This is a genomic window from Saccharomonospora sp. NPDC046836 (assembly GCF_040645195.1).
Classification (GTDB): Bacteria; Actinomycetota; Actinomycetes; order Mycobacteriales; family Pseudonocardiaceae; genus Prauserella_A.
In genome coordinates this window covers 69607-92733 of record NZ_JBEYXW010000020.1, presented here as the reverse complement: position 1 = coordinate 92733, position 23127 = coordinate 69607, and the positions used below count along the sequence as shown (strand labels likewise).

Below are 23127 nucleotides of genomic sequence, written 5' to 3'. Positions count from 1 at the left end.
TCGTGGCCACGGAAGTCGTGCTGCGGATATACGGCGACCGTGCGGTGCTCGCCAGCGGGGACGGTGCCGAGGCCGATCCACACCAGCTCGCACTCAGCAGCGATCTCGCCAACGCGCTGCACGAGTGGGCGCGGGTCGCCGCGGCCGTGCAGCGGACCGGAAACGATCAGGGCGCCGAGGTGGTCACACGCCGGGGCAACCAGCTCGCCGGCCGGGTCGCGACGGCGCTCGGCGTGCCGGTGAGCTACCAGGATCCGGTGACGGGGCAGGAGTTCGTGGTGGCACCGCCGGAACGACCGTCCCGTACCACGCAGGTCCAGCGCCTGCTCGGTTCGCCGCCGCGCGTCGATCCGCGTCCGCCGTGGGGTACCGGGCTGCTGGTGGCCCTGTTCATCGCCGTCTTCGTTGCTGTCGCACTGCTCGCACTGATCAACACGCTGGCGACGGAGACCGCGGACTGGATCGCGGTCGTCGCCGCGCTCGTGGTCACCGCGGGGATTTCGCCGTCGCTGTGGCTCGGCCGCAAACTGCCGATCGTGCGCTGGGTCGTGCTGGGTGCGGCCGCAGGCGTCGTGGTGTCGTGGATCGGGGTTCTGGTCATCGTGTTCTGATCTGCGACACACTGTGTCGCATGGCCGACGACCCGCTGCCGCGTCTGCGCGAGCTGTGCCTTGCTCTGCCGGAGACCAGTGAACGGCTCAGCCATGGCGAGCCGACGTGGTTCGTCCGCGGCAAGAAGACCTTCGTTTCTTACGCCGACCATCACCACGATGATCGGGTCGCCTTCTGGTGCGCGGCGCCGCCGGGCGCGCAGGAGGCCCTCGTCGCGCACGCCCCCGACCGGTTCTTCCGCCCGCCCTATGTCGGCCATCGCGGCTGGCTCGGTGTGTGGCTCGACGTAACCGTCGACTGGACGGAGATCGCCGAGCTGGTCACCGACGCCTACCGGATGATCGCCCCGAAGAGTTTGGTCGCCCGCCTGGACTCCTAGCACGTTTGTGCTGGTTGTCCCAGTAATAAGGAACACCCTGAAAGGCTCCATTCGGGCGAAGGGTAGTTTGGCGGCCATGGCTTCGTTGATCCCTGGCGACGTGTGCAATGTCGTGATCACGGGCGGTAGCGGCTTCATCGGGCGGGCGGTGGTCGCCGCGTTTCGTGAACGTGGTGCGCAGGTCACCGTCGTCGACAGGGAGCCGTGCGCGGTGCAGGACGAGGGTGTCGTCGTGATCCGGGGCGATCTGGCGGATCCGGAGATCCGGGAACGCGCCGTGCTGCCCGGCACCGACGGCATCATCCATCTCGCCGCGGTGACCTCGGTGCTGCGTTCGGTGGAGATGCCCGCCAGGACCTACACCGAGAATGTCGCGATCACCCACGAACTGCTCGAGCTGGCACGGATGCACCGTGTGCCGCGGTTCATCCTCGCGTCCACCAACGCGGTGGTCGGCGACGTGGGCACCAGCACGATCACCGACGATCTCGCGCTGCGGCCGCTCACTCCGTACGGCGCCACCAAGGCAGCCTGCGAGATGCTGATGTCTGGCTACGCGGGCGCTTTCGGCATGACGACCTGTGCGCTGCGCTTCACCAACGTCTACGGGCCCGGTATGTCGCACAAGGACAGTTTCGTGCCGCGGCTCATGCGTGCCGCGCTGACCGACGGCGGCGTCAAGGTCTACGGCGACGGCCTGCAGCGACGTGATCTGGTGTTCCTCGACGACGTGGTGCGGGGCATCACGCTCGCCTGGGACTCCGGTCACGTCGGCAGGGCCATCGTCGGTGCCGGCCGCTCGGTGTCGGTGCTGGAGCTGATCGAGACGGTCCGCCAGGTCACCGGTTGCCCGATCCCGGTCGCACACGTGCCTGCGCCGGGCGGTGAGATGCCGGCCGTCGTGGTCGACATCTCGCGCAGCGCGGAGACCATCGGCTACACGCCGGCCTACGACCTCAAGGCCGGACTCGCCGCAACCTGGGAGTACTTCCTCGACCACGACAGGCAGAAAGTGCGCTGAGTGACAGCGATCCTGCGCCGCCACTGGCTTCTGCTGCTCCTGCTGGCCGCGGGCATCACCCTGCGGGTACTGACGTGGCTCGCGTACCAGCCTGCGCTGCTGTACATCGACACGTTCCGTTATCTGGACAACCTGGAACAACTGCGCCCGACCGACCTGAACCCGCTCGGCTACACGGTCGTCCTCAAAGGACTGCTGCAGCTGGGCGGGCTCGGCTTCGTGGCGGCGGTACAGCACATCGTGGGTGTGCTGATGGCGCTCGCGTTGTACGCGCTGACGTTGCGATACACCTCGCGCACCTGGCTCGCCGCGATCGTCGCGGCACCGGTTCTGCTGGACGCCTACCAGCTCCAGATCGAAGAGAACCTCATGTCAGAGGTCTGGTTCCAGGCCCTGTTCGTGGGTTTTCTGTGGGTACTGCTCTCACGCGGAGAGCCGCGGTGGCAACGTGCGGCGCTGGCGGGTCTGCTGCTCGCCGCGGCGGTGGTCACCCGGACCATCGGGATCACCCTCATCGTCCCGATGGTGGCGTACCTGATCCTCGCCGGTGGAGCGTGGCGCAGCCGCGCCGGCTGGAAGCGCATCGCGGTCCGCGGTGTGGCGGGGCTGGCGACGTTCGCGATCGCGCTCGGCTCCTACTCCGGGTACTACTGGTCCCAGGCGGGCGAATGGGGGCTGACCGGTGCGCAGGGCAATGTGTTCTATGGGCGCACCGCCACCGTCGCGGACTGCAGCAAGTTGCCGACCGGTGATCCCGGCCTGCTGATCTTCTGCCCGCCGGAACCGCGGGACCAGCGGCTTGGCGTCGACTACTACACCCATTTCCGGTACGGGGACCCGAACTGGCCGTATGTCCCGCTGCCGGACGGCAGGACGAAACCCGAGCTGGCCAACGAGTTCGCGATGACGGTCATCCGCAACCAGCCGGTGGACTTCGCGTTGGCCATCCTCGGCGACTTCGGGAAGAACTTCGCGCCGGTCAAGACGACTTCGCTCAATGACGTGCCGGCCGAGCGCTGGCAGTTCCAGATCAGCTACCCGTTTCACGACATCGGTGAGGAAGCCGTGCAGAACTACAACGCGACAACCTTGGCCTACGACGGTGTGCTGCCGAGCACCAACGTCGAGCTGGCCTCCTTCCTCCGCGATTACCAGCTGAACGGCGGCTATACCTGGGGGCCGGCACTGGCGCTGGCCGCGCTCCTCGGGATTCTGGGCGCGCTCGGTGTCGGCAAGGCACGGCGTTCCGGGCTGCGCGCGGCGGCCTTACTGGCCACGGGCAGCGGCCTGATCATCCTGCTCGGTTCGGCGGCCTTCGAGTTCTCCTGGCGTTACCAGCTGCCCGTACTCGTGTTGCTGCCACTGGGCGGTGTGCTCGGGGTCGCGGCGATGTTCGGGCTCGGCAAGCGGAATCCCGGTACTGGCAAGACGGTGCGGCCCAGGTTGCCGGACTACCCCGACGATGTGGACTCCGCCGCGGTCGCCGAATTCCGCCAACGCTACGGCGATGGCCGGCTGACCCCGCTCGTGGTGGTGATTGCCGCCTACAACGAGGCCAACGGCATCGGTGCGGTGCTGCGCAACATGCCGGCCGAGTGCGCTGGCCTGCCGGTGTCGACGCTGGTCGTGGTGGACGGTGCCACCGACAACACCGCCGAGGTCGCGGCGGACAACGGTGCCTACGTGTGCGTGGCTCCGCGCAACCGGGGACAGGGCGGCGCGTTGCGGCTCGGCTACCACGTGGCGGCCGCCTGTGGCGCGAAGTACATCGTGACCACTGACGCGGATGGGCAGTACAAGAACGACGAGATGCCCATGTTGGTCGAACCGCTGATCGACGGATCGGCCGACTTCGTGACCGGTTCGCGCAGGCTCGGCACCGGCGAGTACGACAGCAGGGTCCGTTGGCTCGGCGTGCGAGTGTTCGCGGTGCTCGCCTCCGTCCTCACCCTGCGCAAGATCACCGACACCTCGTTCGGATTCCGTGGGATGACCGCGGAGCTGGCGACTTCGGTGACGCTGCGCGAGCCGCAGTACCAGTCCTCTGAGCTGCTGCTCGGCGTGCTGGCGCGCGGTGCGCGCGTGCTGGAGGTGCCCATGTCGATGCACCTGCGCAACAACGGTGCCAGCAAGAAGGGCCGCAGCCTCAAGTACGGCGCCAACTATGCGCGGGTGATGACCGGAACCTGGTTGCGGGAGTACGTGTTGCGTGGTGGCAAGCGGAGCGCGGCGGCCGGCCGGGTCGTGCCGGTCACCACGGATGCGCGCGAGACGGCCTGAACAGCCGGATTTGTCCCCGAGTCTCCATTGTGGAAGGCCGGGGGGCGTTGCGCTATAGGCAATTTGTGAAGTGCAGGTGAAGTGAATTCTGTGAATTCACTGTGAGGTCGCCATGCGAACCTGTGCATTGCGATAGACCAGTCTGTCCAGCAACGCGAACTTGAACAGGAACACCACCGCATAGCTGCTCAGGTAAGCGACATCGAGCACGATGATGCGCGTGATACCGGAAATGTTCAGTGGCTCGGTGAACATACCGGCGATTGTGGTCAATCCCACTGATGCCAGCGCGCCGACGCCGATGACTGCGAGATAGGGCACAAGTTCCCGCTTGACGTGCGGTTTTCCTGTGCGTCCCCAGGCCCAGCGGCGGGCGACGAAGTAGTTCGGGATGGCCCCGGCGACGAAGGCGACCGCGCTCGCGGCAGTGGCGCTCGCGCCCCAGAACAGCAGTCCGATCAGCGTCACCTGGCTGACCGCCGTGGCCAGCGCAGAGCTGGCGGCGGCCCTTCCCAGGCGGGCAAAGAACCTTGGCTGACCGGCGTGTGGCTCCTGCGGGGGCGCTGGTGCAGTTACGGTGCTCACACTCTCTATTGTGCCAACAGCCTTTCCGGTGGCCGCACGGGTGTCCCTCTTATTTTCACGGGGTTGATGTCTGAGCGTTATTAGGACAAGGTGGACCGGACAAGAGGTGGACCCGGTGGAGATCACCTCCGGGGCACCGTGATGTATCGATTTGGAGGCAGTCGAGTCGTGCGAGTCCTGGTTCTTGGTGGTGACGGTTATCTGGGGTGGCCGACGGCACTTCACCTCTCCGACTGCGGTCACGAAGTCGCCGTGGCCGACAACTTCGCTCGGAGAAAGTACGACGAAGAGCTGGGCTCGCAGAGCCTTGTCGCCATCGAGGACCTGAGCGTTCGTGTGGCGGCGTGGAAGGAGGTCTCCGGCAAGGAGCTTCCGATGTACGTGGGCGATCTGGTCGACGCGGACTTCGTGTACCAGATGATCCGCGAGTTCGAGCCGGACACGATCGTCCACTTTGCCGAGCAGCGGGCGGCACCGTACTCGATGATCGACCGTGAGCACGCGGTCTACACCCAGTACAACAACGTCGTCGGCAACCTGAACGTCATGTACGCGATCGCCGAGATCAACCCCGAGATCCACCTGGTGAAGCTCGGGACGATGGGCGAGTACGGTACGCCGAACATCGACATCGAGGAAGGCTGGATCGAGATCGAGCACAACGGTCGCAAGGACCGGATGCTCTTCCCGAAGAAGCCGGGCTCCTTCTACCACCTCAGCAAGGTGCACGACTCGCACAACATCGAGTTCGGCTGCCGGATCTGGGGCATGCGCGCCACCGACCTCAACCAGGGCGTGGTGTACGGCCAGCAGACCGAGCAGACCGTGCGTGACCCGCGGCTGGTGACGCGGCTCGACTACGACGCCGTGTTCGGCACCGTGCTGAACCGCTTCGTCATCCAGGCCGTGCTCGGCCAGCCGTTGACCGTGTACGGCAAGGGCGGCCAGACGCGCGGCATGCTCGACATCCGGGACACCGTCGAGTGCCTGCGCCTCGCGGTCGAGAACCCGGCCGAGCGTGGCGAGTTCCGTGTGTTCAACCAGATGACCGAGAGCTTCTCCGTGAAGCAGGTCGCCGAGCTGGTGGCGGAGACGTTCCCCGGCCCGGTGCAGATCGACTACATGGAGAACCCGCGCTGGGAGCTCGCGGAGCACTACTACAACGTCAAGCACACCGGTCTGCTCGAGCTCGGTCTGAAGCCGCACATGCTGTCGGACACGCTGATCGAGTCGCTGTTCCCCATCGTCGAGGAGAACAAGCACCGGGTGGACATGGAGAACATGCTGCCCAAGATCAAGTGGGCGAGCCCGAAGAACTAGCCTGCTGAAGCTCCCCCAAGGCCACCTTGGTTGCGCCCACCCGTCTCCCACCGCCACCCAAACGGAGACGCTCCGCGTCGCGGTGTTTGACCAAAGCAACCAAGGTGGCCTTGGGTGCTTTGGCTCCGCTGATTCAGCCGCGCTGGCTGCGCACGCCTAGCAGGACGTCTTCCCAGGCAGGCACGGCGGGGTGGCGGCTCTTCTTGGGCTTCGGCTTCGCCGCCTGGTACTGACCATTGCCGGCGGCGGGCTGGTTCCCCGGCCGGTACGCCGTCTCGGTGGTGTCGTCGGTGTCCGGCTCCGGGATCGGCGCCTCGATGACGGTGCCTCCGGTCGGCAGCCCGTAGTCCAGCATCGGCTGCTCGACGTCGGCCTCGCCCCTGAGCTCCACCGCACGGGGCATCCGGTAGGACGTCGGGTCGAGCAGTGCCTCGGCGTGCTCGTCGATCGCCGTCACGGTGCCGCCGTGCGCTCCCGGCGAGAACGACCAGTGCGCCCGGTTCTCCGAGCGGCCCGCGTACCAGTGCAGCCCGATGATCCAGCGGCCGTCGTCACCCCGCCAGGCGTCCCAGGTGGCCTGGGCGTAGTCCTGACCGCGCATGCCGAACGAGTGCGCGACGACCTCACCGAGCGTCTGCACGTCCGGCCCGTCCTCGCGCACCGGGTGTGCCTGCTGGGCGAGCTCCGCTGTCCGCGAGCGCTCCAGTAGCACCGGGTGGGCGAACCGCTCGACGCGCTGGACCGGCACCCCGGCGGCCGCTGCGACCTGCTCGACCGACTCGCCGGCCCGGATCCTGGCCTGGATTTCACGTGGTCGCATCTGGGTCTCCAGCTCGATCTCGATCTGGCCGAGGCGCGTGATGTCCCCGCGGGCGGCCGCGCGCAGGCGTTCGTCCGCGGGCAGCAGGAATCGCTCGCGGCGCGCGGGGTCTTCGCACACGATGGACTTACCGTCCTCGTGTAGTCCGACAACCCGTAGCGTTCGCATTCCCGCCTCCCAAGCGCGTTACCTCTGTGGGTATCCACGGTATGACGGCGCGTTGCCGCAGCGGGCGAGGCGCGCCGATCAACCCGGATATCCACTGTCGATCTTGCTGGTTCAGTCTTGGCTCGATAGTGCCGGACACGCCGGGGGAGCGCATCCCGATAAGGAAAAAACGGCGCAGCCGTTATTTCGCGAGTCGCTCCACGATCCAGTCGACGCAGCGGGTGAGCGCGGTGACGTCGTCCGGCTCGATGGCGGGGAACATGCCGACGCGCAGCTGGTTGCGGCCCAGCTTCCGGTACGGCTCGACGTCGACGATCCCGTTGGCGCGCAACGTTTTGGCGACCGCGGCAGCGTCCACCTCGTCGCTGAAGTCCACCGTGCCGACGACCTGCGAGCGCAGTGCGGGATCGGTCACGAAGGGCGTTGTGTAGGAGGTTTTCTCGGCCCATTCGTACAACCGCGATGACGACTCCCGCGTACGCGCCGTCGTCCATTCGAGACCGCCCTGCGCGAGCATCCACTCGATCTGGTCGACGAGCAGGAACAGGGTCGCCACGGCAGGCGTGTTGTAGGTCTGGTCCTTGCGCGAGTTGTCCAGCGCGGTCGGCAGCGAGAGGAACTCCGGCACCCAGCGGTCCGACGCGCCGATCTCGCCGACCCGCTCGATCGCGGCAGGCGACATGAGCGCGAGCCACAGGCCGCCGTCGGAGGCGAACGACTTCTGCGGTGCGAAGTAGTAGACGTCGAAGTCCTCGGCCGCGACCGGCAGGCCACCGGCGCCGGACGTCGCGTCGATCGCGACCAGCGCGCCGTCGCTGCCGGCGGGCCTGCGTACGGGCACCGCCACACCGGTCGACGTCTCGTTGTGCGCCCAGCCCACCAGATCGGCGCCCTGCTGGTAGGCGATCCCGGGTGCGCTGCCCGGCTCGGCCTTCACCACGATCGAGTCGGCAAGGAAGGGCGCCTTGCCGGTGACCGTCGCGAACTTCGCGGAGAACTCGCCGTAGGTGAAGTGCTGGGCACGCTCACGCACGAGACCGAACGCGGCGGCGTCCCAGAACGCCGTGGTACCGCCGTTACCGAGCACGACCTCGTATCCGTCGGGCAGGCCGAACAGCTCGGTCAGCCCCGACCGCGCCCTGCCGACGAGGGACTTCACAGGCTTCTGCCGGTGCGATGTGCCGAGGACGTTCGCGCCCTCTTTGGCCAGGTTGGCGAGCTGCTCAGGGCGAACCTTGGACGGCCCGCAGCCGAACCGGCCGTCGGAAGGCTTGAGCTCTTCGGGAAGGATCAACTCAGCGGCATCGGTCATGGCTTCAGTCTGTCACGCCCGCCAGCCGGCCTCGTCCACGCCGCCGGGCACCGGCGCGGTCGGGTCGTACGGCGTGCGGGTGAAGATGAACGTCGCGAGGTTCAGGTGGCCGGGTGTGCCGTCCGCGGTCCGCCCGACCGTGAGTGTCTCGCCGGCGAAGTAGCCGTCGAGGCCGAGCCAGCGGTCGTCGCCGAGTGGGCGGAACCTGGACGCGCGGCCTGCCCCGCTCACCGGGCTCAGGTCGAGCCAGCCGTTCGCCAGCACGCGCAGGTGACAGGGCGACGGTCCCCAGTGCCACAAACCGGTGAGCTCCAACAACGACCGGTCGATGTTCGCGGGCCGCCATTCGGCGGGAAGTGCCGGTTCGCAGTCGTCGGCCATCGAGATCAGATCCGCCACGACCGACACCACGCCGACGCCGGCGGTCGAGTTGGCGAAGGCGACGGCACCCGTCTGCGTCGCCGGATCGATGAGCGAGCAGGCGAGGAAGCCGGGCATCGATCCGGTGTGCCCGGCCAGTCGCTTGCCGTTCGTCCGGATCAGCTGCAGGCCGAGCCCGTACCCGGCGTTCCAGGTGTCACCAGCGTCGATGGTGACGACCTCGCGCATCTCGGCGACGGTGTCCGGGTGCAGCACGTCGCCGGTACGCCCGCCGACGAAGGCCGTCCACTTGGCCAGGTCATCGAGGCACGACCACAGCTGGCCTGCCGGGGCCATCGCGCCGGCGTCGTGGGCTGGTTCTGGCAGCATTACGTCGGCGAACGGGTGCACCGCGTAGCCGAGCGCGTGCCTGCCCCGCGGCTGTTCGGTCGTGTTCGTCATGCCGAGCGGGAGGAGGACCTCCGTGCGCAGCGCGTCGAACCAGCTCGTGCCGCGCAGGCGGGCGACCAGTTCACCGAGCGTGCCGTAGCCGACGTTGGAGTAGTGGAACCGGCGGCCGGGACGGTGCTTGACCTCGTCCACGGTGAGGCTGCTGCTGAGCTCGGTCCAGTTGCCGCCCGGTGTGCGTTCCCACCACGCCCCTGGCGATTCGGACGTGAGCCCGCTGGTGTGCGCGAGCAGCTGCGCGATGGTGGTGCCGCCGAAGCTCGTGCCGGGCACGTGTTTGTCGAGCGGGTCGTTGAGGTCGAGCTTGCCCTCGTCGCGCAACCGCAGCACGACAGCGGCGACGAGCGACTTGGTGATCGAGCCGATGCGGTACTGCGTCGTGGTGTCCGGGGCCGTTGCGCCGACGTATCCGCGCGCTCCTGACCACGCGATCGCACCATCCCGCACGACCGCCGCCGCCAGCGACGGCGCGCGCCCAGTCGCCTGTTCGGTCGCGATCCGGCGGAGCAGCAGGAGTTCCGTGGAGGGCAGCATGGCGGCTATTCTGCCGCGCCTTCACCCCGCCCGCGCCGCCTGGACCGGTAACCCCTTCAGCGCAGCAGGCCGCGCTCCATCGCCGCCAGCACGGCGGCCGTGCGGTCGGAGACGTCCAGCTTCGCGAACGCCCGCAGCAGGTGGGTCTTCACGGTGGCCTCGCTGATGTGCAGTGTGCGGCCGATGTCGGCATTGGTGCTGCCTGTGGCGACCAGGCGCAGCACGTCGATCTCGCGCGGGGACAGCCCTGGCGTGGCCGGTTCGCGCAGCTGGTGCATCAGGCGTCCGGCGACCGCGGGCGCGAGCACGGTCTCACCGCGGGCCGCGGCGCGCACCGCATGGGCGAGCTCCTCCCGCGAGGCGTCCTTCAGCAGGTAACCGGTGGCGCCAGCCTCGACGGCTCGGAGGATGTCGGCATCGGTCTCGTATGTTGTGAGCACGACGATCCGCCTGCCCGGTGTCTCGGCGAGGATGTCCCGGATCGCGCCGACCCCGTCCAGGCCCGGCATCCGGAGATCCATCAGGACCACCTCGGGCTCCTTGATCCGGCTGAGCGCCACCGCTTCCGCGCCGGACCCGGCCTCGCCGACCACCGTCAGGTCGGGCTCGGACTCGAGCATCCCGCGCAGCCCCTCACGGACCACCGGATGATCGTCAACCAGCATGATCCGGATCAACCGGCACCTCCAGCTCCACCGCCGTACCCTCGCCAGGTCCACTGTGGATGGTGAGGTGTCCGCCGACCTCGTCCGCACGTGCCCGCATGCCACGGAGCCCGTAACCACCACCCGTACCGGCATGAAAGCCGCGGCCGTCGTCGCGCACCAGGAGCCGCACGCGGGAGTCCGCGCACGCAAGTACCAGCCGCACCGAGGTGGCGGCGGCGTGCTTGCGCACGTTGGCGAGTGCCTCCTGCGCCGCACGTAACAGCACCACCTCGGCCGCGGTCCGTAGCCGGGGCAGAGGCGCGCCGATCTCGCACACCATGGCGATGCCGGTCTCCTCGGTGAACCGCTCTGCCTGACGGCGCACGGCATCCTCCAGCGAACCGCCACCGAGGGCGGACGGCGTGAGGGCCGCAACCATGGCGCGGGCCTCCGCCAGGTTCTCCCGCGCGGTGCGGGTGGCCAGCGCGAGATGGCGCCGCGCGGCGGCCGGATCAGTGTCCAGTTCGGACTCTGCTGCCTGGGTCAGCGCGATGATGCTGGTGAACCCCTGCGCGAGCGTGTCGTGGATCTCCCTGGCGAGGCGGTCACGTTCTGCCGAACTGCCTGCCTCCCTGGACAGTCGTGCGACGTCGGCGCGGCTGGCTTCCAGCGAGCTGATCAGCTCGGCCTGCCGATCGTTGTGCTCGCCCAACTGCGTGATGACGTAGCCGAGCAGCAACCCCAGTACACAGAAGATGGCGGCAGCGGGGGCAAGCTCCCGCAGCACGGAGTCGACGTCGTCGCCGAACGCCAGGTCACGTATGCCGGGTGCGAAGCTGACGGCGACCACCACTGGAGCGGCGATCCGCATGGGCAGGAGCCAGAACGCCTGCGACATCGCCGCAGGCGTCACCCACGCGGCGTTGCCCGCGCACGCGATCGCCGCCAGGAACAGCAGCAGCGTGCCGGCGAGCCACCGCCACCCCACGCGTGGGTGCAGCTGCGCCGCGGAGGTGACCAGTGGTCCATGCCCGACCCACCAGTACCAGCAGGCCATGGCGCAGAGCAGTGCCGTGGCGGCCGTCTTCGCTGTGGTGACCGGGTCCGGTTGCAGCCACACGGCGGTGACCGCGCCGAGGTAGACGACGACGTAGAACAGCTCCCAATGGCGCAGCGTCCCAGCGGTGATCGGCTGATCCGCCGTCCTGGCCACCCACCTCCCCCTGCGCATTCTGGTCATGATGCCCTACCACGGTCGCAGTGAGGGACCGTCCTGCGGTGGAACCCGATGTCCGTCGAAAGGATGACGACCGGCGCCCAGACGCCCTTCTAGGATCGGCCGGCGGAACGTAGGGGGGCTGACAGTGAACGTCGAGACCGGCAGTCGGCGCAGGCAACAGAACGAACTGGCAGCGGCACTGACCCGCGGACCGGCAGAGGTGCTCGACTTCTTCCTACCGTTGTGGGCCGGCAGCCAGCTCGGCGCGTCGGCGGCCGAGGTCGGGGCGCTCACGGCATTGGAAACACTGGTCTCGTTCCTGGTGCGGCCGCTGGCGGGAGTACTGGCCGACCGCGTCGATCGTGGCAGGCTTGCCGCGGTCGGCGCGGTCCTCTATGGACTGTCGTTCGCAGGGTACGCGCTGGCGCCCGGGGTCGGTCTCGCCTATGCGGCGGCGGTACTCGGCGGCACGGGCGGTGCGTTGTTCTGGGTCGCCCTTCGTGCCAGGGTCGGTGAGGGGCTAGCCGACGACAGCGGCATCTTCAGCAAGCTGTTCGCCGCTGAGGGTGCCGGCACCTGGATCGCCTTCGTCGCGGCGATACCGCTGGCCGCCAGTATCGGCTACCGGGGCGTGTTCTGGCTCGGGGCGGCTGCCTGTGCGGTGGCCGCGGTGACGCTCCTCGCCCCAGCGGGGCAGACCCTCCGTGCCGATGACGGCGCGCCGAGGCTGCGTGATCTCGGCAGGCGGCTGCGGCCGGTGCTCGCGCTCGTGGTGCTCACCGCGCTCGCCGAGGCGGGCGTCGCGCTGTTGTTGCTGCTGCACCTGCAGCGTGGGCACGATCTCGAACTGGGGGAGATCGCGGCCGTCTTCCTGCCGGGGTTCATCGTCTACAGCACGCTGCCGGACTTCCTGCATGGCATCGTGCGGCGGATCGGTCGCATCCGAGTGCTGGTGATCGCGCTGGTGTGCAGTGCCGGGTTCGCCGCGGGGCTGTCACTGGCGCCGAATCCGTGGATGATCGCGGCGATGTGGGTGCTGTCGGCGGTCGCGTTCGCCGCAGCGATCCCAGTGCAACAGTCCATTGTGGCCGAAGCCGCGGGCGTGAGCCTCGGCCGCGGGATGGGGATCTACGAGAGCGCGATGCTGCTCGGCGCCACGATCGGCACCTTCGCGGCAGGGTTGTTGTACGCGGCGGGTGACGGCTGGCAGATCGCGTGCCTCGGCGCCGCAGCGCTGCTGCTACTCGGCGCGGTGCTGGCGCCCGCGGCGGTGCGCGGAATCGGCGTTGCCGAGTACCCGGAGCCGGAACCTGCTCCGGCGCCGGAGCCCGAACCGGAACCCACTCCCGCACCGGAGCGTGCCGAGCGTGAGCGATCGCCGGGGAACGGCATCCGGAACTGGACGTTGCATCTGGTGTTGTTCGTCGCCGGTCAGGCAGTGCTTGCGGTGCTCGGATTCGGCTGGCCGGTCGAGGCGATCTTCGGCGGTCCGCACGAGGCCGGCTGGTTCTGGAACTCCAGCGGCCACTGGCTGCTCAACGCGAGCCGGATCTGGTGCGTCATCTTCGTCATCGACACCATGTGGACGTGGGGTGCTCACCTGCTCCGGGCCCGTTCCCGCTGAGCGCCCCTGTTGACGCCGTGCCCATCTACCATGGCGGGATGTCTGACATGTGGGTGACGGCCGACGATGGTGTGCGGCTTGCGGTACACACCACTGGGCCTGCCGATGCGCCCGTGGTCGTCTGCATGCACGGCTACCCGGACAACGCGAGCCTGTGGGACGGCGTGGCCGCGCGCCTTGGCGGCCGTTTCCGCGTCGTCACCTACGACGTTCGCGGCGCGGGCGCGTCGGACAAGCCACGTGAACGTGCCGCCTACCGGCTCGACCAGCTGGCCGCCGACCTGGCCGCCGTGGTCGACCACGTCAGTCCACATCGGAAGGTCCACCTGCTTGCCCACGACTGGGGATCAATCCAGACCTGGCACGCCGTCACCGGCGAGTGGCTCCGCGGGCGGATCGCGTCGTACACCTCGATCTCCGGCCCGAGTCTCGATCATGCGGGCCGTTGGCTGCGTGCGCAGCTGCGGCAGCCATCCCCGCAACGGATGCGCAAGGCACTGCGCCAGCTGGTGCACTCCACCTACATCGCGTTCTTCCAGCTCCCCATCGTCCCCGAGCTCGCCTGGCGCAGCGGCCTGCTCCCAAGACTGTTGTCCGGCAACGAACCGGGCATCGCCACGCCCAGCCTTTCCGACGGGTTGCATGGGCTCCAGCTGTACCGCGCCAACATCGGCCGCAGGCTGCGCACGCCTCGGCGGCCCCGTGCCGACATTCCGGTCCAGGTACTCGCTCCGCTCGACGATGCCTACGTCACCGCGCCGCTGCAGACCGAGATCGACACCTGGGTGCCCGACCTGCGGGTGCGCCGGGTACCCGGCAGGCACTGGCTGCCGCGCAGCAACCCGGACCTCGTCGCCCGCGCCGTCGCCGAACTGGCCGAGCATGTCGAGGGCGGTCCGGAGCCGCGTGCCCTGCGCCGCGCGCGCGTCGATCACACGTCGCCGCAACGGTTTTCGGGACACCTCGTCGTGGTGACCGGTGCGGGCAGCGGGATCGGCAGGGCCACCGCACTCGCGTTCGCCGAGCAGGGCGCCGATGTGGTGGCCGCCGACATCGACCCGGATGCCGCCGCACGGACAGCCGAAACCATCCGCGCCACCGGCGCCATGGCCGCACAGTACACAGTGGACGTCAGTGACGGTGGCCGGTTCGAGGAGTTCGCCGCCGCGGTCGCTGCCGAGCACGGTGTGCCGGACATCGTCGTCAACAACGCGGGTATCGGTATAGCGGGCTCGTTCGCGGACACCGGAGTCGCCGACTGGGAACGGATCATCGACGTGAACCTGTGGGGCGTCATCCACGGTTGCCGTGCGTTCGCCCCGCAGCTGACGGAGCGCGGGGAGGGCGGGCACATCGTGAACGTCGCCTCGATGGCGGCCTACACGCCGAACAAACTGCTGCCTGCCTACTCGACGACGAAGGCCGCCGTGCTGATGCTCAGCGAATGCCTTCGCGCCGAGCTCGCCGTTCACCGCATCGGGGTCACCGCCGTCTGTCCCGGTTTCGTGCGCACGGCGATCACGGAGGCGACGACGTTCGTCGGCCTCGACGAGGCGGAGCAGCAGCTGCGCAGGCAACGAAGCACCAGCCTCTATGCCAGGCGAGACTTCGGCCCGGAGCGGGTGGCCAGGGACATCCTGCGCGCGGTCGAGCGTGATCGTGCACTCGTCGCGCCCACGGCGGAGGCGAAGGTGGCACTCGCGCTGTCCCGGCTGACCCCGGGCCTGTTGCGAGCGGCGGCAGCGCGGTGACGCGGCGCGCCTGACCGGTCAGCCGAGGGGGCTGACGCGGTCCCAGCCTTCGACCTCGTCCGGCCTGCGCGGGGCCGGCCCGACGTAGGTCGCCGATGGCCGGACGAGCCTGCCGGTGCGCTTCTGCTCCAGGATGTGCGCGGCCCAGCCCGCCGTGCGGGCCGAGGTGAACATGGCCGGCATCATGTGCGGCGGCACCTGCGCGAAGTCCAGGATCACGGCGGCCCAGAACTCGACGTTGGTCTCGATCGCCCTGTCCGGACGGCGCTCCCGCAGCTCGGCGAGCGCGGCCTGTTCGAGTGCCGCGGCCACCTCGTACCGCTGCGCGCCGAGCTCCTGACAGGTTCGCCGCAGCACGCGCGCCCGCGGGTCCTCGGCACGGTACACCCGGTGGCCGAACCCCATCAGCCGTTCCTTGCGGTCCAGTAGGCCCTTGACGAACGAGCGCGCATCGCCGGTGCGCTCGACCTCCTCGATCATGGGCAGCACACGCGCAGGGGCGCCGCCGTGCAGCGGGCCGGACATCGCGCCGACGGCACCGGACATAGCGGCAGCGACGTCCGCTCCGGTGGAGGCGATGACTCGGGCGGTGAAGGTGGAGGCGTTGAGGCCGTGTTCGGCAGCCGACACCCAGTAGGCATCCACCGCCTTCACGTGCGCAGGGTCCGGTTCCCCGCGCCAGCGGATCAAAAACCGCTCTGTGATGGTCTTTCCCTCGTCGACGCGTTCCTGCGGCACAGCCGCAACGCCGGTGCCTCGCGCGGACTGGGCGACGTAGGACAGCGCCATGACCGAGGCGCGGGCGAGCTGGTCACGGGCTTCGGAGTCGGCGATGTCCAGCAGCGGCCGGTAACCCCAGATCGGGGCCAGCATCGCGAGCGCTGCCTGCACGTCGACACGCACGTCACCGGTGTGCACGGGAATCGGGAACGGTTCCGCGGGCGGGAGGCCGTGGCCGAACCTGCCGTCCACCAGCAGACCCCATACGTCGCCGAAGCTCACCTTGCCAGCGAGTTCCTCGATGTCGACGCCGCGGTAGCGCAGTGCGCCACCGTCGCGGTCCGGTTCGGCGATCTCGGTACGGAAGGCGACGACGCCTTCGAGGCCCGGGCGGAATCCGTCATCCGGCTGCTCGGACGGAGTCTGGGTTTTGCTGATCGTCGATGTCACTGGAGTGGACCTTTCGAAGCGCGTTCCCCGATCAATCGCATGCGCGAGGCCCCAGGACCCGAGGTGCCTCGCTGCACGGATGCGAAGAACTCTCCTCCTCCTACGGGCCGGTATCAATCGAAAGAAGTGGTGGTTTCGGTCACGATTACGAGAACGATTCAGTCTGCGGGGGCCTCAGAAGGTAAATCCTGTGTTTCGCGCCAGGGCGCCTCGCGGACGCGGTGATAGACATTGGCGATGCATCTGAGCCCCCAGGAACGCGACAAGCTGCTCGTGCATGTCGCCGCGGACGTGGCACGGCGCCGCCTGGAGCGCGGGCTCCGGCTGAACTACCCGGAGGCGGTCGCGCTCATCACCGACCACGTCGTCGAGGGGGCCCGCGACGGGCGGACGGTCAGCGAGCTGATGTCCAGCGGCCGGTCGGTGCTCACCCGCGCGCAGGTCCTCGACGGTGTGCCGGAGATGCTCGACTCGGTGCAGGTGGAGGCGACGTTCCCGGACGGCACGAAGCTCGTCACCGTCCACGACCCCATCGCGTGAGGAGCCGGCCAGTGCGACCAGGCGAGATCATCCCGGCTGCCGAGCCGGTCCAGCTGAACCCGGGCAGGCCGCGCACCAGGCTGCTCGTGCGCAACACCGGTGACCGTCCCGTGCAGGTCGGCTCGCACTTCCACTTCGCGGTCGTCAACACCGGGCTGGAGTTCGACCGGGACGCCGCACAGGGAAAGCGCCTCGACATCCCGGCAGGCACGGCTGCGCGATTCGAGCCCGGTGTCGAGCGCGAGGTCGACCTCGTGCCGCTGGCAGGCAACGCCGTCGTTCCGGGCCTGCGGAGGCAACCATGACCGAGATCAGCCGTGAGCGGTACGCCGAGTTGTTCGGGCCGACCGTCGGCGACCGGATCCGCCTCGCCGACACCGACCTGCTCATCGAGGTCACCGAGGACCGCAGCCTCGGCGCCGGCTCGGGTGACGAGGTCCTCTTCGGCGGTGGCAAGGTGATTCGCGAGTCGATGGGCCAGGGGATGGCCACCCGTGCCGAAGGGGCGCCGGACCTGGTCATCACGGGTGTCGTCGTGCTCGACCACTGGGGTGTGGTGAAGGCCGACGTGGGGATCAGGGACGGCCGGATCGTCGGTATCGGCAAGGCCGGGAACCCGGACACGATGGATGGCGTCGATCCGGCACTCGTGATCGGCCCGTCCACCGAGGTGCTCGCGGGTAACGGCAAGATCCTCACCGCGGGCGGCATCGACTGCCACGTGCACTTCATCTGCCCGCAGCTCACCGAGACGGCGCTGGCCTCCGGCCTCACCACGCTCATCGGCGGTGGTACCGGGCCCGCCGAAGGCAGCAAGGCAACCACGGTGACACCCGGCGCGTGGAACCTCGGCCGGATGCTGCAGGCCATGGACGACCAGCCGATCAACGTGCTGCTGCTCGGCAAGGGCAACACCGTGCGGCGCGAGGCACTGCGCGAGCAGCTGGCCGCCGGCGCCGCCGGGTTCAAGCTGCACGAGGACTGGGGCACCACGCCGGCCGCGATCGACGCGTGCCTGTCCATCGCCGAGGAGTCCGGCGTGCAGGTCGCCATCCACACGGACACGCTCAACGAGGCCGGGTTCGTCGAGTCGACGATCGAGGCCATCGGAGGCCGTTCGATCAACGCCTACCACACCGAGGGCGCCGGCGGCGGGCATGCGCCGGACATCATCACCGTCGCGGGCCTGCCGAACGTGCTGCCGTCATCGACGAACCCGACCCGCCCGCACACCATCAACACCGTCGACGAGCACCTCGACATGCTCATCGTCTGCCACCACCTCAACCCATCGGTGCCGGAGGACCTCGCGTTCGCGGAGAGCCGGATCCGCCCGTCGACGATCGCCGCCGAGGACGTGCTGCACGACATCGGCGCGATCGCGATGATCGGCTCCGACTCGCAGGCGATGGGGCGCATCGGTGAGGTGATCATCAGGACCTGGCAGACCGCGCACGTCATGAAGCGCAGGCGTGGTGCCCTGCCCGGCGACGGCGCCGCCGACAAGGCCGACAACTTCCGGGCACGTCGTTATGTCGCCAAGTACACGATCAACCCGGCGATCGCGCACGGCTTGGAGCGCGAGATCGGTTCGGTGGAGGTCGGGAAGCTGGCCGACCTGGTGCTCTGGGAGCCCAAGTTCTTCGGCGTTCGCCCGCACGTGGTGCTCAAGGGCGGGTTCATCGCGTGGGGCGGTATGGGGGACGCGAACGCGTCCATCCCGACGCCCCAGCCCTACCTGGCGCGCCCGATGTACGGTGCCGCGCCTGCCGTTGCGGCCGAGAGCAGCTTCCACTTCGTGGCCGAGTCGGCCCATCCGGACCTTGCGGATCGCCTGCGGCTGCGGCGCAAGCTGGTGCCGGTGTCGAACACGCGGGCGCGGACGAAGGCCGACATGGTGCTCAACGACGTGATGCCCGACATCGTGGTCGATCCGGACAGCTTCGCCGTGCGTGTGGACGGTGAGCTCATCGAACCGCAACCGGTCAGCGAGCTGCCGATGTCGCAGCGGTACTTCCTGTTCTGACCGCCACACCATGGATCTCGTCTCGCTCGTGCTCGCCGACTCCCGGTTCCCCGGGGGTGGACACGTGCATTCCGGCGGGCTCGAGGAGTCGGTGGCGCGCGGGCTGGTCACCAGTGTGCGGGATCTTCCCGCGTTCCTCAGTGGACGGTTGCGCGCGGCCGGCGAGCCCGCCGCGGTGTTCGCGGCCGCGGCCGCACATGCCGCCGCACGTGGTGTCCATAGTGGACACTGGAAACTGCTGGACGCGGAACTGGACGCGCGTACTCCCTCGCGTGCACAGCGGGACGCCTCACGGGCGCAGGGCAGGGGCACCGCGCGGGCCGGTCGCGCCGCCTGGCCGTCGCCCGTGCTCGACGAGCTGCTCGCGGCGACCCCGCGGCCTCATCACCCGATCATCCTCGGCGCGCTCACCGGCATCGCGGGTGGCAGGCCGGTGGACGCCGCGCGGACGGCGGGCTACCTCGCGGTCAGCGGACCGGCGAGCGCCGCCGTTCGCCTGCTCGGCCTCGACCCGTTCGCGGTCAACGCCATCGTGGCGGGGCTCTCCGGTGCCGTGGCGGCCGTCGCCGAGCAGGCCGCGGCCCACGCGGGAGCGGACCCGCAGGACCTGCCCGCACCGAGCGCCCCGGCGCTCGATCTGCTCGCCGAGTCACACGTGCGGCAGCACAAGAAAGAGGTGCGTCTCTTTGCCAGCTGAACACCACGGGCACGGCCACGGCCACGTGCACCCGGTCAACTTCGACCCGACGGCCGCCGAGCCGGACCGTTTCGACGCGGCGCCACACAACGGCCGCCCCTACCGGATCGGCATCGGCGGTCCGGTAGGCAGCGGGAAGACCGCGCTGGTCGCCGCGCTCTGCCGGGCACTCGGCAGCGAGCTGGATCTCGCCGTCGTGACCAACGACATCTACACCACCGAGGACGCCGACTTCCTGCGCAAGGCCGGGGTGCTCGACGCCGACCGGATCGAGGCCGTGCAGACCGGTGCCTGCCCGCACACGGCGATCCGCGACGACATCACCGCCAACCTCGACGCCGTGGAGCAGCTCGAGGAGCGTTTCCCCGGGCTGGAGCTGGTGATCATCGAAAGTGGCGGTGACAACCTCACCGCTGTGTTCAGTCGCGGCCTCGCCGACAGCCAGATCTTCGTGGTCGACGTGGCGGGCGGCGACAAGGTGCCGCGCAAGGGCGGTCCCGGTGTGACCACCGCCGACCTGCTGGTGATCAACAAGACCGACATCGCGCACCTGGTGGGTGCCGACCTGACCGTGATGACCGCCGACGCGCACCGGATGCGCGGCGAGCTGCCCGTCATAGCCCAGTCGCTCGTCGAGACCCCGGACGCGCCAGTGGTGGCCGACTGGGTTCGCTCGGTCCTGCCGGTCAGCGCCGGGTGAAGGCACATGCGCGGCTGACCGCCGAGCTGGACGCCGGCACCGGGCGGACCGTGCTGCGTGAGCTCACCTCGATGGCGCCGCTGACGTTGTTCCCCAAGCGCGGCGGCCGCGCGGCGCGGGTGCACCTCGTGAACTCTGCGACCACCCCGCTCGGCGGCGACGAACTGCTGCTCACGGTGCGGGTCGGGCCCGGCGCGACCGTGAACCTGTCCGGCGTCGCGGCCACGCTCGCCCTGCCAGGGCAGAACGGCGAGGCCAGCTCGGCGACGACGCGGTTCGAGATCGCCGAGGGTGGTTGCGTCGAGTACCTGCCCGAGGCGACGGTCGTGACGGCACGTGCCCGGCACACCGCGACGCTGAGCGCCGAGCTGGCACCCGATGCCCGGTTCCGCGCGCGGGAGGTGCTCGTACTCGGCAGGTCCGGTGAGTGCCCCGGCAGCCTGACGACCTACACGCAGCTGACCCGCGCCGGCGTCCCGTTGCTGCGCCAGCAGCTGGCGATCGGCGACGCCGAGCTCCACCGCAGCCCCGCGTACCTGGCAGGCAGGCGGGTGCTCGCGACCGAGATCCTGGTCTGGGGCGAGGACCCGGCCGAACCGGTGTCCGGTGACTGGTGGTCGCTGACACCGCTCGCGGCAGGCGGCTGCCTCGCGACCGCGCTGGCAGCCGACGCCGTGACCGCCATGCGCGACCTGGATACCGCGCGGTTGCAGCACCCGGCCTGGTCGCGATAAAGGCACCGAGTGTCACGATCCAGTGGCGGCTGTCACCGATCAAGAGGTTTCGCGCCGCCGCCCGAACCCCTAACGTCGGCTGGAAGGCCAAGTGAGCGAAGGCCCCACAAGGGCGGAGGTTGGCATGCCGGAAGTCGACAAGCTGGGCAACGGGGTAGCCGAGGCCGCGGACGTCACCGTCCAGCTGCCGGGGATGCGGGTCGCCTACGACAGCGAGGCCTTCGACGAGTCCGCACTCGCGGCGACGTGGACCGAGCAACTCCAGCTGTGGCTGAACCAGGCCGTTTCCGCAGGGTGCGCCGAACCCAACGCCATGGTTCTCGCGACGGCTGACGCCGAGGGACTGCCGTCGTCACGCACGGTTCTGTGCAAGGAACTCGACGAGCGCGGCATCGTCTTCTACACCAACTACACCTCGACGAAGAGCCACGACCTCACCGTGACCAGGTACGCGTCGGCGACGTTCCCGTGGTACGCACTGCACCGGCAGGTCACCGTCCGTGGCCCGGTGGAGAAGGTGGGCGCGGCCGAAACGGCTGCGTACTGGGCATCGCGCCCGCGAGGTTCGCAGCTCGGGGCGTGGGCCTCGCCGCAGTCCCGCGTCGTCGCGGACCGCCGCGCACTCGACAACGCGCTGAACGCCATCGAGCGCCGGTTCGCCGACGTCGAGCAGGTACCCGTGCCGCCGCACTGGGGTGGCTGGCGGATCCGTCCGGACACCGTCGAGTTCTGGCAGGGCAGGCGCGACCGCCTGCACGACCGCCTGCGTTATGTCCGCACCGAGGACGGCTGGCGGATCGACCGCGTCGCGCCCTGACGCAGCGGGGACACGGAAGTTAGCTGTCGTAAGCTAACCAGTCGTGAGTGATCAGACCGAGGCGGCGCCGTCTCCGGGAAGGCGGAAGCTGCTCGGTTCGATCGTCGTGGACAGTCGGCCACTGCGCATCCCCGCTTTTCGCAGGCTGTGGGTCAGCTCGATGGTCACCTCCATCGGCAGCCAGCTCACCGCGGTCGCCGTTCCCAAACAGGTTTTCGACATCACCGGCTCGTCGGCCTACGTGGGCCTCACCGGTGCCTTCGGTCTGGTGCCACTGCTCGTCTTCGGTCTGTGGGGCGGCGCCATCGCCGACACCGTCGACCGGCGCAAGCTGTTGATCGTCTCCAACACGGGCATCGCGGCAACCGCGGGGCTGCTGTGGGCACAGGCGTTCCTCGGCCTGAACTCGGTGTGGCTCGTGCTCGTCCTGCTCGCGGTCAACCAGGCGTTCTTCGCGGTCAACATGCCGACCCGCAATGCCGTCGTCGCCCGGCTCGTCCCCGAGCACCTGCTTCCGTCGGCCGCCGCTCTCACCGGAACCATGACGACGTTCGGCGCGGTGTTCGGCCCGCTGGCCGCGGGCGCGCTGCTCCCGGTGATCGGACTGGCCACGTTGTATCTCGTCGACACGGTCGCGCTCGTGGTCGTGCTGTGGGCGGTGTGGCGGCTGCCCCCGCTGCCACCGCTGTCCGGGCAGGTCCGTCGGGCGGGGCTGCGGGACGTGGTCGACGGCTTCCGTTACATGGCGACCCAGAAGGTGCTGTTGGCCTCGTTCCTGGTCGACATCATCGCGATGGTCGCCGGCATGCCCCGTGCGTTGTTCCCCGAGATGGCCGAACGTAGCTTCGGCGACCCGCCCGGTGGCGGGCTCGCGCTCGGCTGGCTCTACGCGGCGATCCCGCTCGGTGCCATGCTCATCGGTCTGATGTCCGGCTGGGTGGGCCGCATCCAGCGGCAGGGTGCCGCCGTGGTCGTCGCGATCGCGGTGTGGGGCCTCGCCGTGATCGGGTTCGGCCTCTCGTCGTCGCTGTGGCTTGCCGTGGTGTTCCTCGCGATCGGCGGCGTGGCCGACATGGTGAGCGCGATCTATCGCATGGCGATCCTGCAGACCGCCGCGACCGACGAGATGCGCGGTCGTACCCAGGGCGCGTTCACCGTCGTCGTCGCGGGCGGCCCGCGGCTGGCGGATCTGTCGCACGGCTGGGCGGCCGCCGGCGTGGGCACCGCCGCGACGGCGGCCGGTGGTGGGGTACTCGTGATCGTGCTGCTGGTGCTCGCGGTGGTGCTGCTCCCGGCATTCTGGGGCTACCGCGCTGCTGACGCAAAGTCGTAACAATGGACTA

22 protein-coding genes are annotated in these 23127 nt (G+C 69.3%); 15 read left to right on the top strand and 7 right to left on the bottom strand.

Annotation, left to right across the window (positions count from 1 at the left end):
- The first annotated feature begins 2 nt into the window (after positions 1-2).
- From ABZ863_RS22245 to ABZ863_RS22230, 4 genes are all read left to right on the top strand, one after another.
- The gene (locus ABZ863_RS22245; RefSeq protein ID WP_358538710.1) at positions 3-611 is read left to right on the top strand and encodes a DUF2537 domain-containing protein; all 609 of its coding nucleotides are present in this window, start codon (positions 3-5) and stop codon (positions 609-611) included.
- 20 nt (positions 612-631) lie between these two features.
- Positions 632-991 carry an MmcQ/YjbR family DNA-binding protein gene (locus ABZ863_RS22240; protein WP_358538708.1) on the top strand — a complete coding sequence of 120 codons (360 nt, stop codon included), beginning with the start codon at positions 632-634 and terminating at the stop codon, positions 989-991.
- Between the two features lie 76 nt (positions 992-1067).
- Positions 1068-2012, top strand: coding sequence for an NAD(P)-dependent oxidoreductase (locus tag ABZ863_RS22235; protein WP_358538706.1), 945 nt, complete (start codon positions 1068-1070; stop codon positions 2010-2012).
- Entirely contained in the window at positions 2013-4292 is a 2280-nt protein-coding gene (locus tag ABZ863_RS22230; protein ID WP_358538705.1) for a glycosyltransferase family 2 protein, read from the top strand.
- A 96-nt stretch (positions 4293-4388) separates the two neighbouring features.
- Here ABZ863_RS22230 and ABZ863_RS22225 read toward each other — a convergent pair whose 3' ends face one another.
- A complete protein-coding gene (locus ABZ863_RS22225; protein WP_358538703.1) occupies positions 4389-4877 on the bottom strand; it encodes a GtrA family protein in 489 nt (162 codons plus the stop codon).
- A gap of 168 nt (positions 4878-5045) precedes the next feature.
- Between ABZ863_RS22225 and ABZ863_RS22220 the strand changes: the two genes are divergently transcribed.
- Positions 5046-6197, top strand: coding sequence for an NAD-dependent epimerase/dehydratase family protein (locus ABZ863_RS22220; RefSeq protein ID WP_358538701.1), 1152 nt, complete (start codon positions 5046-5048; stop codon positions 6195-6197).
- Between the two features lie 133 nt (positions 6198-6330).
- On the opposite strand, the gene sepH is transcribed toward ABZ863_RS22220, so the two are convergent.
- The 5 genes from sepH to ABZ863_RS22195 form a co-directional block, all read right to left on the bottom strand.
- Complete coding sequence (sepH, locus tag ABZ863_RS22215; RefSeq protein WP_358538700.1) at positions 6331-7185, bottom strand: septation protein SepH; 855 nt, start codon at positions 7183-7185, stop codon at positions 6331-6333.
- Positions 7186-7366: 181 nt separating this feature from the next.
- The gene (gene serC, locus ABZ863_RS22210) at positions 7367-8497 is read right to left on the bottom strand and encodes a phosphoserine transaminase (RefSeq protein WP_358538698.1); all 1131 of its coding nucleotides are present in this window, start codon (positions 8495-8497) and stop codon (positions 7367-7369) included.
- A gap of 12 nt (positions 8498-8509) precedes the next feature.
- Positions 8510-9859 carry a serine hydrolase domain-containing protein gene (locus ABZ863_RS22205; protein WP_358538696.1) on the bottom strand — a complete coding sequence of 450 codons (1350 nt, stop codon included), beginning with the start codon at positions 9857-9859 and terminating at the stop codon, positions 8510-8512.
- A gap of 56 nt (positions 9860-9915) precedes the next feature.
- Positions 9916-10536 (bottom strand): response regulator transcription factor, encoded by a 621-nt coding sequence (locus ABZ863_RS22200; protein WP_358538694.1) that lies wholly within the window; start codon positions 10534-10536, stop codon positions 9916-9918.
- Entirely contained in the window at positions 10514-11737 is a 1224-nt protein-coding gene (locus ABZ863_RS22195) for a sensor histidine kinase (protein ID WP_358538691.1), read from the bottom strand. The genes ABZ863_RS22200 and ABZ863_RS22195 overlap by 23 nt, the downstream gene beginning before the upstream one ends.
- A gap of 133 nt (positions 11738-11870) precedes the next feature.
- Here ABZ863_RS22195 and ABZ863_RS22190 point away from each other — a divergent pair, with 133 nt between their 5' ends.
- Positions 11871-13349: an MFS transporter gene (locus ABZ863_RS22190; protein WP_358538688.1), complete on the top strand. Its 1479-nt coding sequence runs from the start codon at positions 11871-11873 to the stop codon at positions 13347-13349.
- Positions 13350-13387: 38 nt separating this feature from the next.
- Positions 13388-15100: an SDR family oxidoreductase gene (locus ABZ863_RS22185; protein WP_358538686.1), complete on the top strand. Its 1713-nt coding sequence runs from the start codon at positions 13388-13390 to the stop codon at positions 15098-15100.
- 18 nt (positions 15101-15118) lie between these two features.
- On the opposite strand, the gene ABZ863_RS22180 is transcribed toward ABZ863_RS22185, so the two are convergent.
- Positions 15119-16270: a citrate synthase 2 gene (locus ABZ863_RS22180; RefSeq protein ID WP_358538683.1), complete on the bottom strand. Its 1152-nt coding sequence runs from the start codon at positions 16268-16270 to the stop codon at positions 15119-15121.
- A 237-nt stretch (positions 16271-16507) separates the two neighbouring features.
- Here ABZ863_RS22180 and ABZ863_RS22175 point away from each other — a divergent pair, with 237 nt between their 5' ends.
- The 8 genes from ABZ863_RS22175 (at position 16508) to ABZ863_RS22140 (ending at position 23117) form a co-directional block, all read left to right on the top strand.
- The gene (locus tag ABZ863_RS22175; protein ID WP_358538680.1) at positions 16508-16810 is read left to right on the top strand and encodes an urease subunit gamma; all 303 of its coding nucleotides are present in this window, start codon (positions 16508-16510) and stop codon (positions 16808-16810) included.
- Between the two features lie 11 nt (positions 16811-16821).
- Positions 16822-17115, top strand: coding sequence for an urease subunit beta (locus tag ABZ863_RS22170; protein ID WP_358538678.1), 294 nt, complete (start codon positions 16822-16824; stop codon positions 17113-17115).
- Positions 17112-18836, top strand: a complete 1725-nt coding sequence (locus tag ABZ863_RS22165) for an urease subunit alpha (RefSeq protein WP_358538675.1) — start codon at positions 17112-17114, stop codon at positions 18834-18836. Before ABZ863_RS22170 ends, ABZ863_RS22165 begins: the two co-directional genes overlap by 4 nt.
- 10 nt (positions 18837-18846) lie before the next feature.
- A complete protein-coding gene (locus tag ABZ863_RS22160) occupies positions 18847-19533 on the top strand; it encodes an urease accessory UreF family protein (RefSeq protein WP_358538674.1) in 687 nt (228 codons plus the stop codon).
- The gene (gene ureG / locus ABZ863_RS22155) at positions 19523-20233 is read left to right on the top strand and encodes an urease accessory protein UreG (protein ID WP_358538671.1); all 711 of its coding nucleotides are present in this window, start codon (positions 19523-19525) and stop codon (positions 20231-20233) included. Before ABZ863_RS22160 ends, ureG begins: the two co-directional genes overlap by 11 nt.
- Positions 20230-20967, top strand: coding sequence for an urease accessory protein UreD (locus ABZ863_RS22150; protein ID WP_358538668.1), 738 nt, complete (start codon positions 20230-20232; stop codon positions 20965-20967). Before ureG ends, ABZ863_RS22150 begins: the two co-directional genes overlap by 4 nt.
- A gap of 124 nt (positions 20968-21091) precedes the next feature.
- Positions 21092-21784 carry a pyridoxamine 5'-phosphate oxidase gene (gene pdxH / locus ABZ863_RS22145; RefSeq protein ID WP_358538666.1) on the top strand — a complete coding sequence of 231 codons (693 nt, stop codon included), beginning with the start codon at positions 21092-21094 and terminating at the stop codon, positions 21782-21784.
- Between the two features lie 43 nt (positions 21785-21827).
- The gene (locus tag ABZ863_RS22140; protein ID WP_358538663.1) at positions 21828-23117 is read left to right on the top strand and encodes an MFS transporter; all 1290 of its coding nucleotides are present in this window, start codon (positions 21828-21830) and stop codon (positions 23115-23117) included.
- Positions 23118-23127 lie beyond the last annotated feature (10 nt).

Bases quoted from the DNA above. Each gene is read 5' to 3' on its own strand.
- ABZ863_RS22165 (WP_358538675.1), top strand. From the start codon at position 17,112: ATGACCGAGATCAGCCGTGAGCGGTACGCCGAGTTGTTCGGGCCGACC.
- ABZ863_RS22195 (WP_358538691.1), bottom strand. From the start codon at position 11,737: ATGCGCAGGGGGAGGTGGGTGGCCAGGACGGCGGATCAGCCGATCACC.
- serC (WP_358538698.1), bottom strand. From the start codon at position 8,497: ATGACCGATGCCGCTGAGTTGATCCTTCCCGAAGAGCTCAAGCCTTCC.
- pdxH (WP_358538666.1), top strand. From the start codon at position 21,092: ATGCCGGAAGTCGACAAGCTGGGCAACGGGGTAGCCGAGGCCGCGGAC.
- ABZ863_RS22160 (WP_358538674.1), top strand. From the start codon at position 18,847: ATGGATCTCGTCTCGCTCGTGCTCGCCGACTCCCGGTTCCCCGGGGGT.
- ABZ863_RS22175 (WP_358538680.1), top strand. From the start codon at position 16,508: ATGCATCTGAGCCCCCAGGAACGCGACAAGCTGCTCGTGCATGTCGCC.
- ABZ863_RS22205 (WP_358538696.1), bottom strand. From the start codon at position 9,859: ATGCTGCCCTCCACGGAACTCCTGCTGCTCCGCCGGATCGCGACCGAA.
- sepH (WP_358538700.1), bottom strand. From the start codon at position 7,185: ATGCGAACGCTACGGGTTGTCGGACTACACGAGGACGGTAAGTCCATC.
- ABZ863_RS22185 (WP_358538686.1), top strand. From the start codon at position 13,388: ATGTCTGACATGTGGGTGACGGCCGACGATGGTGTGCGGCTTGCGGTA.
- ABZ863_RS22235 (WP_358538706.1), top strand. From the start codon at position 1,068: ATGGCTTCGTTGATCCCTGGCGACGTGTGCAATGTCGTGATCACGGGC.
- ABZ863_RS22240 (WP_358538708.1), top strand. From the start codon at position 632: ATGGCCGACGACCCGCTGCCGCGTCTGCGCGAGCTGTGCCTTGCTCTG.